The following is an 11,965-nucleotide window of genomic DNA, read 5'->3' as shown; positions in this document are numbered from 1 at the left end:
GTGCACCTCCTAAAAAAACAGCCAAGCTCCTAGTACAAAGTAAGCAATCGCCAGTAAAAACGCCGGCACCGAAAGGAAAAACTTCGTTCGGTAACGGACGCCTTTAAAAGGACGATACAGCTTCACCACCACCGTCATGACAACGAACAGAACCAAGAGAGAAACCAAGATGGCGGTCGCATCCACCATCGTGAACGGTGGGGTCAAGTAAGGATCAAGATAATAGTTCATGATGACGATGACGGTAAACAGCAGACTCTGATAAAACACATACCGTAAATAAAGCATGACTTCCTCTTTCTTATCTGTTGTAAATTCCCATATTATTGTATCATAGGGGCGAATTGGGGGACATCATGGCTTTCTCAAATTCCCCGGCCACGTGGCTTCACAACGGTTATCAATCCTCCATGCCACAATCGTCGTGCTATCCCGCACGCCGTTTTCTTCGATTTTGTGGAGAAGATCCGCCACTCCTTCCTCCACCGACTTTTCATCCAACGCAGCAAAGATCTCTTTACCTCCGGGGTACGGATCTCCCGGACATTCCAACAGTCCATCCGTCGTCATGAAGATGGTATTCGTCCCTTCCCTGAGCTCCCTCACGCCTGTGCCGTAGCATGGGATTTCCCCATGGAACGAGCTTGCCTTGCCGATCCATTCGTAAAAATGGCGCTGATTCAGATTGTACTGCCCGTGGGCGGCGAGTTCGGGATGATGGAGCATGACCACGCAGTCCCCGATCGAGAACCACCATAGGACGTTTTCTTTCCTGCATACCAATAAGATAGCGGTCTCACCCTGCACTTCCTGACAGCGGGCAAGGAATCCAGGTTCCCTGAATATATCCAGAATGCAGGCCTGCAACGGATTGAACACCTCGCCAATCGGCTGCTTCAGGATGGATTGAATCCGCTCTTTCTCCCCTTCAAGCGTCTCGACGACCAGGGATGCGCTCTCAGCCGTCTGATGGGCATCAAGGATAGCGGCAAATTCCCACTCCCCCTCTTCAACCCATAAGAGAGCGGCGTCCTCATTCTTGCTTGCACCTGCCCCGGAATTCCCTCCGAAGCGTCCCACCACTATCCCATTTGGAAAAGTGAGGACATCCTTCTCATCTACCTTTATATCATCGCTTCCAACCCAGCTCCATTCACTCATATGATTCCATCCTTTCTTTCAACCTCATGCACAGGGCCACGATTTCTTCTTCCCCGACCATGGGCGCCTTCTCCCAATCGTATACGTCCATGGCGCCCCAATGTTCTTCTGGGGTCCCTGGGTATCTGGCCACAAGATGCATATGAAGATGAGGGACCGAATTCCCTGACACAAAAGCATAGACATGCTCCGCTCCTTCACTCTCCGTCAGCGCCCGACTCACATGCGACATGGCGATGCCGAATGCAGCGGCTTCTTCGCCCGTCATATCCGCCATGCCCGGTACATGCCGTTTCAAGTCAATCATCACATGTCCCGCATAGTTCGGTTTTCCCTTGCGATCGATGTGACCGACATACACCCATTCATTCTCATAAATCGTCGTTCCGGCGGTCTTGATGATGCTTCTATGTTTATCACAGATGAAGCATGACACGGCCTTCTCCCCCTTTTTGGATAGCAAAAAGCCCCGTCCTCTCGGAAAGAGACGACGGGGCCGTGGTACCACTCTTATTGGTCTCCCGAACAGGAAACCGCTCTGGACCAGATGACGGTGGTCGGCCGGATGGACATTCCCTTCCATCCGCTCCCAGGCGAGTTGGGGACGGGAATGGCTGTCTTGCAGCGGACGACAGCTCTCTTGGCAGACCCTGATCCTTATTACTCCTGTTCATGGCGTTTACAAATGTTAAAGTTTTCTAATAGTGTAAGGATATTGTCTGGTGGCGTCAATCTTTTTTTGAATGTGTGGATTAAAATGATAAAGAGAGTGAAGTGCAGCGGAGGCTGACCGACTCCTTCGGGAATAGCGGGCAGGTGAGACCCTGGAGGCGTAGCCGCACGCCCCGAGGAAAGCGGTCAGCCGCAGCGGAACGGAACGCCCCTGTACAAAATTTGGCTTCACGGTTTTACATAATAAGAAAAGGAAGGGATATCCCCTTCCTTTAGCATTCATTATCCTTTTTTGATCCAGAACTTCAATACGTCTCCGTCTTCTTCATGCTTCACAAGTTCATGACCGCCAGATTTGGCCCATGCGGTGAGGTCACTTTTAGCTCCTTTATCCGTTGCATGGATTTCAAGGACTTCTCCTGACTCGATCGTGTTCATTTCTTTTTTTGTCCTGACGATCGGCATCGGGCATGCCAATCCTTTTGCATCCAATACTTTTACTGATTCCATTCTCTATTCCTCCTTGGTTTAGCGGACCGCACAGCGGTTTGGTCCGATTTCCATTTCTCGTTGGGTTTCTTCATCAGGGGTGACTTTCCCCATATTGGTTTCACGGATTTCCTGATACGCATTCGGCTGCGGAGGCAGATTCTCGGTCACGAGCTTTCTGAATTCCCCCTCGTCTTCAATGTTGAGACCGTGGTTTTCTTTCAACAGATCTCCGAGGCTGCGTGCAACGGTTCCATCTTCGTTCAGCTCCTCGATCACCATGAAGTGAGCCGGAAGCACAATCAGATCATCCTGCAGTCCGCGGTAGCGTGTGTAGAGGCTTTCCCTCAGATCCCCGACCCAGTCTTCGGCCATTCCGGCAAGATCCGGGCGTCCGATGGAGTCGATGAACAGGATATCCCCGGATAGGAGATAGTGACCATCGACGATGAACGAGGTGGAGCCGATCGTGTGACCAGGTGTGTGCATAGCCTGGAAATCGATGGTGGACGTTCCGATCGTCACCGAGTTTCCGTCTTCGAGTTTGTTGTAGTCGAAGTTGACCTCCGTTGCGTCCTTCGGCGGCAGCCAGTAGGATCCGCCTGCTTGTTCCGCCAACATCCTCCCACCGGAAATATGGTCTGCGTGAAGGTGCGTATCGAAGACATGCTTGATCTTCGCTCCTTTTTCACCGGCAAATGCCGTGTAGGCGGAGGTCATGCGCGTGGCATCGATGACCGCTGCTTCCCTTCCGGATAGAACCATGTAGGACAGGCAGCCTTTGCCGAGACGGACGAATTGATAAAGCTCTCCTCCGTCTGCAAGGTCACCGACTTTCACCGGTTCGAGATGCTCACTCCATGCCTTCATGCCCCCGCTGAGATACGACACGTCAAGACCTTCTTCTGAGAGCATCTCAGCCACCATGATCGAGGATCCTTCCTTGGCGCAGACGACAAGGATGTCCTGATCCTTCGGAAGCTGGTCCATGATATCTTCCACACCGTCCAGCAGGTCAAAATAAGGGACGTTCAGATAGGTGAAATTCTTCCCTTCCACTTTCCAGTCCTGAAAGGCGTCTTCGTTCCGGACGTCGAGGATGAAAAGTGTTTCCTGATCCATGACTTTCTGTGCGACTTCTTTGCTGCTCATTGCATTGACTGACACGTTGATTCCCTCCTGTTTGGTATCCTTCATAGACTTCCTGCTATCTTAGTGGTCCGATTCCGTATTTCCCTTCCACTCACTCATGCCAGGTACGATATTGGTGACGTTGGTGAAGCCATTGGCCACAAGTGTTTGGGCGGCCATATCGCTGCGGTTCCCTGTGCGGCAAACCACGTAAATGGCTGATTCTTTCTTTAGTTCTTCAAGGCGCGATTCAAGTTCCCCCATCGGGATGGATACGGCACCCGGGATATGATTGAACGCATACTCGGCCGCTTCACGCACATCAAGGATGGTGATATCTTCTGAGGCATCGATCTTAGCCTGTAGGTCTTCGTTGCTCGCAACGGTCTCGTACGAGAGCTCCGCTGCATCCTGGTCGGATGATTTTCGCAGATAATGCTTCAGTACATCGCCTTCTTCAATCAGGCCAAGATATTGATGCCCTGTACTTTTTGCCCACGCTTCAAGGTCAGCCTTCGATCCTTTGTCCGTTGCCTGGACCTCCAGCACTTCGCCGGCACTCATATCCTTCATGACCTTTTTCGTTTTGACGATTGGCATCGGACACGCGAGGCCCTTTGCGTCAAGTAGTTGATCGGTTTTCATGATGAGTCCTCCTTTTACCTGTATGGGTATATTACATTTCAAAAAAATTTATTCTGTCTTTCCTTCCCAGGCCATCATACCGCCTGTCATGTTCACCACGCTGTATCCGTGACTGTCGAGAAGCTGACACGCGCGACCGCTTCGCCCGCCTGATCGGCACACCATGATATACTCCTTCGAACGGTCAAGCTCATGCATGCGGAATTCCAATAATCCAAGGGGGATGTGGATCGCTCCAGGGATCTTCCCTTCCTTCACTTCGTCTACTTCCCTGACGTCGATGATATGGACATCTTCGTTCAGTTTCGCTTCAAGTTCTCTCGGCATGATCTCTATCATGTTGATTCCCTCCCAGTTTAAATGAATAGATTGACGTTTCCTTCTTCAGCATCTCCGAGATACGCGGCCACACCGGCATATTCGATCTGATCCAACAATTCTTCCTTTTGTAGCCCCAAGAGGTCCATGGTCATCGTACAAGCGACCAATTTCACATCCTGCTCCTGAGCCATATCAATCAAATCAGGCAGCGGCATGGCATTATGCTTTTTGATGACATGTTGGATCATCTTCTTACCAGCCCCACCGAAATTCATCTTGGATAATCCCATGCGGTCGGCACCCTTCGGCATCATCTTCCCGAACATTTTCTCAAGGAATCCTTTTTTTACATGGATATCTGAATCTTTCCGAAGGGCGTTCAATCCCCAGAACGTATGGAAGATCGTCACCTCATGGTCGTATGCTGCTGCTCCATTGGCGATGATATATGCCGCCATGGCTTTATCGTAATCACCGCTGAAAAGCACAATAGTTGTCTTTTTTCTCTCTGACATTCAAATTCCTCCTCTAAAATACTTATAGGGGTATATTTAAAGGCGTAAAAAGACGATGACAGCTCATCTCTTTCGCCGCTGTTTTAACCTTACGAGTTACATCTTATACCCATCAGGGTATGTATGTCAACGAAAAATGTCCAAAGAAAATGGGGGGGCGCATGGGGACGGTTCTCATGCGTCAAAAAAGTGGCGCACCGGAACCGTCCCCACACGCGTCACTTCCTTGCTATTTTCATGCTGAGGGTCGCGGGTTCCGTGAAGGGAGCGAGACCTTCGAGGGCGAGTTTGACTTCTTGCTCGAATGGGATGATGTTGTCGCCGAGGAAGCGTTTCGCTCCGTAGGAAGTGGAGTACAGGTTCCCGAGGATCGACTCGATCGTCCAGTGGATCGTATAGGGTGGGAGGGTGATTTCTTCATAGGTGAAGCGGGAACGCCGGATGATGGTTTCATGACGCTCAACGGGATGGGTGTACGTTGAATCTCCTGCTCTCCGCTCCTGTCCGTACCATTTCCGGATGATTGCGTCCAGCACCTCCTGCCACGGCTCGAGCTTCCGATCAGGTTCATAGTTGTCGATGATGGCGATACCCCCTTCCGCTTCTACACGGTCATACAGGTCCTCCAAAATTGAATCACGGTCCATCCAGTGGAAGGCTTTTGCGATGGTGACCAGTTTGAATCGATGAGGGTTTGTCATTTTATACTCGGCCCAAGTGCCCGCGAACCATTCCACTTGCCCATTCCGGATCATTGAATGGATGCGCTCCGCTTCCTCTATCATCTCAGGCTCTGTATCGATCCCAACGGTCCTCTCCGCCCAGTCGGCGAGTCTCACGGTCATCGTCCCTGGTCCGCAGCCAAGGTCAAGGATGTTCCCTTCCCCGTCAAGTGAAAATTCGTCGACGAGGGTGCGGATCAGCGTCGACGGGTACACCGGGCGGTATGCTGCATAATAGCCCGCTGATCCCTTAAATAAATCCTTTCCGTATGTCGGCATGCTTTTTCTCCTTTTCATCTTGTGTGTCCATAAAGAATATTTTACCATATACGTAACATACAACGTCAGGAGGAGCATCTTATGCGCAAGTGGGTGGAGCGACTGATCTATCTTGTCTTCACATTTTTTATTTTCCGTGTGCTCTTGTACATCTTTCAATATACATATGATGTTTGGGTTCCATTGACACCAGAGTGGGATGTTATCTCCTTTTTTATCGTACTTCCCTTTATGATCATCGCATCCTTCATCATCTCGGCATTCGCGTTCCGCTACGCCTTTGATCGACGTGGTGCATAGGGACGGTTCCTGGGCACCCAAAAAGTGACGCATCGGAACCGTTACCATGCGCCAAAAAGCGAAGGACCCGTCTGGTCCTTCGCTTTTTTCTTATTGCTTCTTGATCATGGGGTGCTCGTCGAGACTTTTGAAGGTATATCCCCGCTTTTTCAAGTCCTGAATGGATTTCTCCATGGCATCCGCATTGTCCTGTGATACGGAATGAAGGAGGATGATGGCTCCGGGATGGGCCTGGTTCATCAGGTTGTTGTAGGAGTACTGCCATCCTTTTTGCTGATCGGTCTTCCAGTCGACGAAGGCCACTGACCAGAATACGTGGGTGTACCCTTCCTTCTTGGCGATATCCAGGGTGCGGGCACTGAATACGCCGCGAGGAGGACGGATATACTTCATTTCCTTCTGTCCCGTTAGCTCGGCGGTTTTCTCCTTCACTTTTTTCATTTCTTCCCTGATCTTTTCATCGCCCGTTTGAGTGAAGTCAGGGTGGTGCCAGGAGTGGTTTCCGATGATATGGCCTTCTTTGACCATCCGTTTGACGAGGTCTTCTGCGCTGAGGAGATAATGCCCGGTGACGAAGAATGTCGCTGGTACTTTCTCGCGTTTCAGCACGTCGAGGATCTTTTTCGTATGGCCGTTTTCGTAGCCGTTGTCAAAGGTCAGGTACAGGACCTTCTCGTCCGGATTGCCTTTATAGAAGGCACCGTAGTCGGTGAGGAGTTTGTCATACTGTGCCCCTGCCTCGGCAGGCACTTCATTCTTGCTCTTCTGGAAGCCCCAACCAATTGATTGGTTGGAGACGGCTGTTGCACCGGACGGGAACACGAGGGTCAGCATCACGGCAAGCATCACTACTTTTATGAAATGGATCATGTGGAATCCCTTCTTTCAGCAATATCTATCCCTATTAGTGTTTGAGAATGAAGGGCCTTTATGAGTACTAAAACTATCCAAAAAGGGAGCCCCTTGAGGCTCCCTTACTCTTCAAAGTATGTGTGGTAATTCGTCGCCATCTCCGTCAGTTTCCCTTTATGATCGTCGATAAAAGTAGAAACCGTTTTTTCATCCCATTGTGCGTCACCCTGGGGGAAGCGTTTGAATTCCTTGGAAAGGGCAGCGGTGAGCTGTTCCCTCGGAATGGCCAATTCCTCATCAGCGACCGTGAATCGGTATTCCTTTGCATTCGGGACGAGGAGGGCGAGGTAGAGGGCATTAAAATATAACTTTTTGCGATCCAGCCTGTTTCCATTGAACCAGAACGTTTGGAAGGCAGATTCAGAAATCGATTTTGCCCCGTCATCATAGGTGACATGGAGATTTTCTCCGGTCAGATCAAGCTCCCCCATCGTTTCACCGCCGGGGAGCAGCCTGATGATGGCCCCTACGTCGGAATTATCCCCCACGTAGGTTCCACTGTATGCTTTGAGCTCCTTCAGATTGGTATGCTCGATCGTCGTGATTTTCTCTTCCGGCTTCACCTGTGAACAGGCGCCCATGAGAAGGACCGCGATGAAAACGATGAGAGTAATCTTGCTTTTCATGATCATGACCCCTTTGGTGCGGTTTATTTAAATACCGGCTCTTTGAATTTCGCCAGTTTTTCCAGTGAGGATTTGTCGACTTCCTCGTGCAGGCTGTTTCCATGGGAGTCCATGGTCACAACGGCCGTGAATCCTTCGACATTCAGATGCCACATCGCTTCTGGGATTCCGAACTGCATGAGGTCCACTCCATCCACGCCTTTGATACAGTCAGCATAATACTGTGCTGCTCCGCCGATGGCGTTCAGATAGACACCGCCGTGATCTTTAAGGGCCGCAAGCGTTTTTGGCCCCATGCCGCCTTTTCCGATGACTGCGCGGATGCCGAAGCGCTTCATGATATCCCCTTGATACGGCTCTTCGCGGATCGAAGTCGTCGGCCCCGCTGCCTTCACGTGCCAGTTGCCTTCCTCATCCTTCAGCATGACAGGTCCACAGTGATAGATGATCTGTCCATCGAGATCAACCGGTGCATCGTTGTCGCTCAAATGCTTGTGGATCGCATCGCGGCCCGTGTACATGCGCCCGTTGATCTGCACGACATCCCCGACCTTCAATCCACGGATCTTTTCTTCTGTGATCGGCGCTTCGAGTACGACGACACTCTGTCCGTCTTCCTTCGCTGCGGCGGTTTCAAGCTCCGCTTCCGTGCCCTGCGTCAGGTCCAGTTTTTCGCCTTCCTGATAGAACCACTCGTCAATGCTTCCAGTCTGAGGATCAAGCCTCACGCCGAGACGGCGGAATGCCCAGCAGTTATAGGCTACTGAAACGAAGAAGCTTGCCGGGATCCGGTTCATTACGCCCGCTTTGCATCCAAGCAAGGTCGTTTCACCGCCGAAGCCCATCGTTCCGATCCCTAGTTCGTTTGCGTGCTCCATCACATAGTCTTCCAATTTGCGCAGATCTTCATTCGGATTCACATCATCCACAGCGCGGAAAAGCTGTTCTTTCGCAAGATCGTATCCAGACGAACGGTCTCCTCCGATACCGACACCGATGAACCCGGCGCTGCAGCCTTGTCCCTGAGCCTGGTACACGGAGTGCATCACGCATTTACGGATGCCGTCAAGATCACGTCCGGCACGGCCGAGTCCGTCCAATTCACATGGCAGGCTGTACTGGATGTTCTTGTTCTCACAGCCACCGCCCTTCAGGATGAGGCGCGCATCGATATAATCCTTTTCCCACTGATCAAATTTGATGACAGGCGTTCCTAGACCAAGATTATCCCCGCTGTTATCGCCTGTAAGGGAGTCCACTGAATTAGGACGGAGCTTCCCGTCTTTCGTCGCCTGCACCATGGCGGCATAGATGGCTTCTTTGATTTCCAGTTGATTGACCCCGACAGGCGTCTTGATCTTGAATGTCGGCAGACCGGTATCCTGACAGATCGGAGATATATTGTCATCAGCCATCTTCACGTTATTGGAAATCGTATCAAGACTCATCGCTGCCCGCGTGCCCGCATTTTCACGCTCTTTGGCAGAGGCGATTGCCCTCCGTACATCCTTTGGCAGGTTCGTTGAAGTCTCTACGATCAAATCATACATGCTTTGTTGCAGTGTCTCTTTATTCATCGTGTTCCCTTCCCCCTCATGATACAGAATTTTCACCATTATTATACTCCTATAAGGAAGTGATTGAAAGGGATTTCACAAAGGAACTCCAGGACCGGGAAAAAGATCCCCTTCCACCCGATAACGGATGAACGCGGATCTTTTTCAGTAGTGATCAATAGTAATATGGGCCATATCCGTAATACGGTGGTGGATACCCGTAGCCATAACCATATCCATAACCCGGAGCTAATAAGGATGCACCGAGCAATCCTCCTGCCAGGCCTCCAATGAACGGTCCACCCCAGAATGGGCGCCCGAATCCGAATCCTGGACGACCAAAGCCGAACCCCGGTCTTCCAAAACCACCACCGAATCCTGGACGAAAACGCTCATCAAATCCGTGTTGTATATAAGTTGGTTGTTGTTCGTATTGCATAGAAGCATTCCTCCTCTGTCTCTCACAGTGGCATCTTATGCTTCCCGATTGAAATGTGTTTGGGCGCTTATCACCCTTTTCATGGCGAGTGCCCACCTTCCCTGGAATGAAACCGTTCCAGATTGGTCATAAAGGATAATGACCAGAGGAGGAAGGAATATGGAAGGCATACTGATTACATTGTTGAGGACCGTCATAAGTTTTGTCATTCTTGCCATTGTCACATTTACGATTGGCAAACACATCAACTCTCATAAAAATCACTATAGCTTTGCACTCTCTGTTACGATCGGCTCCTCCATTGCAAATATGGGATTCGATACGAATCTTCGCTTTGTGGAGATGTTTGTTTCGTTCTGTGCCCTGATTGGCCTCTACTATGCATCGATGGTCCTTTCCTCCAACAGCCGAAAGTTGAGGAGATGGATATCCGGCCGGCCGACGGTATTCATCGAGAACGGAAAGATTCTGGATCACAATATGCAGAAAACCAAGTTCTCCCTGGATGACTTGAACCAACTCCTTCGGGAAAAGGAGGTTTTCGATATCACACAGGTGGAGTATGCCGTTCTTGAAGTGAGCGGTCAACTGTCCATCCTCAAAAAGGAAGCTTTCCAGCCGACAACGAAGAGCGACCTCTCCCTATCCTCCACCCCAAGCGCCCTTCCTGTCGAGGTGATCATGGAGGGCAAGATCATCATGAAGGATACCGACCCCACGTATACGAAAGATTGGATTCGGCAGCAATGCAGGAACCGCGGCCTTGAGGTCAGCGACGTTTTTTTTGCCGTGATTAACAGCAAAGGGAACCTGTTCATCGACGCATACGATGATCACATTGTCAGTCCAACCGATATTGAATAATCCTCTCCCGATTCGTCCACAATTCCTATAAGAGGTGAACCACATGAACTCAACCATTGAAAAAACGGTGCAATCAACCCACGAAGAAGAATACAGCCAGTGGCTCCATCACGACCTTTTCAGTCCCCATTGGTGGGCAATCCTGCTCATCAGCCTGCTGTTTCTCGTGGTTTTTTTCATTTTGATCGACAGGCAGCGATACATGTTCATCCTGCTGGTCTTCTTCATCAGTTTCTTCGTGATCGGGAGTTTGGACGAAATCGGCAAATTCTTCGGATTGTGGGCTTACCCCCACCAGTTCCTTGTCTTCACCCATCGCTTCAATACTGTCGATTTTGCGATCCTACCCGTCATGGTTACACTGATTTATCAATACTTCAGCAAATGGACGTATTACCTGTATGCCCATACGATCCACTCGGCGATTGTTGCTTTCATCGGCATTCCGCTCTTCATCAAGTTTCACCTGTACCACATGATCCACTGGAATACGTTCTATGGATTCCTGACCTTATATGCAGCCGGTCTCCTCATCAAATATGTGTGCGATGCAATCATGAAGAAACAGAAGAAGTCCGGGATGACCCTGTAAGGATCTTTTCGAAGTAGTACCGGTTTTCGTTCTCCCCGATGATGACAAATCCGCTCCTCATATAAAATCCGACCGCATCCTCCCATGCCCGGTTCGTCTCAAGGATCAGTTTGACTGCCTTGAGGCTTTTGGCCGTGTCTTCGAGATGCTGGAGCATGGTTCGTCCCAGGCCTTTACTGCGCATATCGGACCGGACCGACATACGGACGATTTCATATATGGAGACACCCTGCCTTTTCAATGCACCCGTGCATATGATTCCCTTTTGATCCGTACCAACAAAGAAATGGTTGTCTACTCCGTCATAACTTGCTGCAATATCCTTTATATCCGGATTCAAGGTCTCATCGATCCAGCCGAACCGTTCCCTGAAGCCTTCCAATATAAGATTCTTCGCTTGTTCACATTCTTCCGGGATTATACGGGAAATGTCCATGATGGTACCTCCAGGGTTTTATGCATATTTTACCATGCACACACAAAAAAAAGAGCCCTCACCAGGACTCTCACTCACTTTTCTTGAATTGCTCGACCTTCGTTTCGATATCATCGATCATTTCGATGAGGCGGTCGATATCGTCTATGTCAGCCTGTTCGGGGTCGATGGAGTCGAGGACGTCCACGAAAAGGTTCAGGCGCTGTTTCAGATACGTTACTTGTGATTCATTGTCATGAATGGCTTTTCCCAAAGGTATTCTCTCCTTTCAGTACCTTCCTATGGTAACGAATATCTTTCGGATT

The 11,965-nt window shown here is 50.2% G+C and carries 18 protein-coding genes; 3 read left to right on the top strand and 15 right to left on the bottom strand.

Going from position 1 to position 11,965, the window contains the following annotated elements; genetic code table 11:
- Positions 1-9 precede the first annotated feature (9 nt).
- The 9 genes from D5E69_RS03575 to D5E69_RS03535 form a co-directional block, all read right to left on the bottom strand.
- On the bottom strand, positions 10-270 hold the full coding sequence (locus tag D5E69_RS03575; RefSeq protein WP_187427180.1) for a hypothetical protein: 261 nt from the start codon (positions 268-270) through the stop codon (positions 10-12).
- 84 nt (positions 271-354) lie between these two features.
- Positions 355-1,161, bottom strand: a complete 807-nt coding sequence (locus D5E69_RS03570; RefSeq protein WP_159129188.1) for a PP2C family serine/threonine-protein phosphatase — start codon at positions 1,159-1,161, stop codon at positions 355-357.
- Positions 1,154-1,597, bottom strand: coding sequence for an HIT family protein (locus D5E69_RS03565; RefSeq protein WP_249931548.1), 444 nt, complete (start codon positions 1,595-1,597; stop codon positions 1,154-1,156). The genes D5E69_RS03570 and D5E69_RS03565 overlap by 8 nt, the downstream gene beginning before the upstream one ends.
- 518 nt (positions 1,598-2,115) lie before the next feature.
- On the bottom strand, positions 2,116-2,343 hold the full coding sequence (locus tag D5E69_RS03560) for a sulfurtransferase TusA family protein (RefSeq protein ID WP_048006893.1): 228 nt from the start codon (positions 2,341-2,343) through the stop codon (positions 2,116-2,118).
- Between the two features lie 18 nt (positions 2,344-2,361).
- The gene (locus tag D5E69_RS03555; protein WP_159129186.1) at positions 2,362-3,489 is read right to left on the bottom strand and encodes an MBL fold metallo-hydrolase; all 1,128 of its coding nucleotides are present in this window, start codon (positions 3,487-3,489) and stop codon (positions 2,362-2,364) included.
- Between the two features lie 45 nt (positions 3,490-3,534).
- A complete protein-coding gene (locus tag D5E69_RS03550) occupies positions 3,535-4,098 on the bottom strand; it encodes a sulfurtransferase TusA family protein (protein WP_159129185.1) in 564 nt (187 codons plus the stop codon).
- 48 nt (positions 4,099-4,146) lie between these two features.
- Positions 4,147-4,437 carry a rhodanese-like domain-containing protein gene (locus tag D5E69_RS03545; protein ID WP_159129184.1) on the bottom strand — a complete coding sequence of 97 codons (291 nt, stop codon included), beginning with the start codon at positions 4,435-4,437 and terminating at the stop codon, positions 4,147-4,149.
- A gap of 17 nt (positions 4,438-4,454) precedes the next feature.
- On the bottom strand, positions 4,455-4,934 hold the full coding sequence (locus D5E69_RS03540; RefSeq protein ID WP_048006889.1) for a DsrE/DsrF/DrsH-like family protein: 480 nt from the start codon (positions 4,932-4,934) through the stop codon (positions 4,455-4,457).
- A 218-nt stretch (positions 4,935-5,152) separates the two neighbouring features.
- Positions 5,153-5,935, bottom strand: a complete 783-nt coding sequence (locus D5E69_RS03535) for a class I SAM-dependent methyltransferase (RefSeq protein WP_159129183.1) — start codon at positions 5,933-5,935, stop codon at positions 5,153-5,155.
- Positions 5,936-6,016: 81 nt separating this feature from the next.
- Here D5E69_RS03535 and D5E69_RS03530 point away from each other — a divergent pair, with 81 nt between their 5' ends.
- A complete protein-coding gene (locus D5E69_RS03530; protein ID WP_159129182.1) occupies positions 6,017-6,235 on the top strand; it encodes a hypothetical protein in 219 nt (72 codons plus the stop codon).
- 90 nt (positions 6,236-6,325) lie between these two features.
- On the opposite strand, the gene pdaA is transcribed toward D5E69_RS03530, so the two are convergent.
- The 4 genes from pdaA to D5E69_RS03510 form a co-directional block, all read right to left on the bottom strand.
- Positions 6,326-7,105 (bottom strand): delta-lactam-biosynthetic de-N-acetylase, encoded by a 780-nt coding sequence (gene pdaA / locus D5E69_RS03525; protein ID WP_159129181.1) that lies wholly within the window; start codon positions 7,103-7,105, stop codon positions 6,326-6,328.
- Between the two features lie 104 nt (positions 7,106-7,209).
- On the bottom strand, positions 7,210-7,773 hold the full coding sequence (locus tag D5E69_RS03520) for a DUF4825 domain-containing protein (protein ID WP_053072516.1): 564 nt from the start codon (positions 7,771-7,773) through the stop codon (positions 7,210-7,212).
- A gap of 23 nt (positions 7,774-7,796) precedes the next feature.
- Positions 7,797-9,350, bottom strand: coding sequence for a fumarate hydratase (locus D5E69_RS03515; RefSeq protein WP_159130314.1), 1,554 nt, complete (start codon positions 9,348-9,350; stop codon positions 7,797-7,799).
- 154 nt (positions 9,351-9,504) lie between these two features.
- Positions 9,505-9,768 carry an inner spore coat protein YmaG gene (locus tag D5E69_RS03510; RefSeq protein ID WP_048006884.1) on the bottom strand — a complete coding sequence of 88 codons (264 nt, stop codon included), beginning with the start codon at positions 9,766-9,768 and terminating at the stop codon, positions 9,505-9,507.
- A 159-nt stretch (positions 9,769-9,927) separates the two neighbouring features.
- On the opposite strand from D5E69_RS03510, the gene D5E69_RS03505 reads away from it, so the two are divergent.
- On the top strand, positions 9,928-10,632 hold the full coding sequence (locus D5E69_RS03505) for a DUF421 domain-containing protein (protein ID WP_159129180.1): 705 nt from the start codon (positions 9,928-9,930) through the stop codon (positions 10,630-10,632).
- Positions 10,633-10,675: 43 nt separating this feature from the next.
- Positions 10,676-11,224, top strand: coding sequence for a hypothetical protein (locus D5E69_RS03500; RefSeq protein ID WP_048006882.1), 549 nt, complete (start codon positions 10,676-10,678; stop codon positions 11,222-11,224).
- Here the strand turns inward: D5E69_RS03500 and D5E69_RS03495 are convergent.
- Complete coding sequence (locus D5E69_RS03495) at positions 11,187-11,660, bottom strand: GNAT family N-acetyltransferase (protein WP_159129179.1); 474 nt, start codon at positions 11,658-11,660, stop codon at positions 11,187-11,189. The genes D5E69_RS03500 and D5E69_RS03495 overlap by 38 nt on opposite strands.
- 70 nt (positions 11,661-11,730) lie before the next feature.
- Complete coding sequence (locus tag D5E69_RS03490) at positions 11,731-11,913, bottom strand: SE1561 family protein (protein ID WP_048006881.1); 183 nt, start codon at positions 11,911-11,913, stop codon at positions 11,731-11,733.
- Positions 11,914-11,965 lie beyond the last annotated feature (52 nt).

The organism is Rossellomorea marisflavi (genome assembly GCF_009806575.1).
GTDB classification, from domain to species: Bacteria; Bacillota; Bacilli; order Bacillales; family Bacillaceae_B; genus Rossellomorea; species Rossellomorea marisflavi_A.
This window is presented reverse-complemented; position numbering and strand designations above follow the sequence as displayed.